Below are 326 nucleotides of genomic sequence, written 5' to 3'. Positions count from 1 at the left end.
GTCCAAATCATGAATCAATTTGAGCGAAAATCCCATGAATACAAGGCCATCAAACGCTACTGGAAACTCATTCAACAAGATAGTCGTAAACTGAGTGATAAACGATTTTATCGCCCTACTTTTCGTATGCACTTAACGAATAAAGAGATTCTAGACAAGCTTTTGAGCTATTCAGATGAGTTGAAACACCACTACCATCTCTATCAACTCTTGCTTTTTCACTTTCAGAACAAGAAACCTGACAAATTCTTCGGACTTATTGAGGACAATCTTAAGCTGGTTCATCCTCTTTTTCAGACTGTCTTTAAAACCTTCCTCAAGGATAA

Annotated in this window: 1 pseudogene; it reads left to right on the top strand. The window is 37.1% G+C overall.

From position 1 onward, the window contains the following. Nucleotides 1-326: pseudogene (locus N8L33_RS09965) on the top strand (ISL3 family transposase); the annotation flags it as partial.

Origin of the sequence: Streptococcus mitis (assembly GCF_946188695.1) — a bacterium.
In the GTDB taxonomy this organism is placed as follows: domain Bacteria; phylum Bacillota; class Bacilli; order Lactobacillales; family Streptococcaceae; genus Streptococcus; species Streptococcus mitis_DF.
Note: the sequence above shows the minus strand (reverse complement) of the source record. Positions and strands in the feature narration are given on the sequence as shown.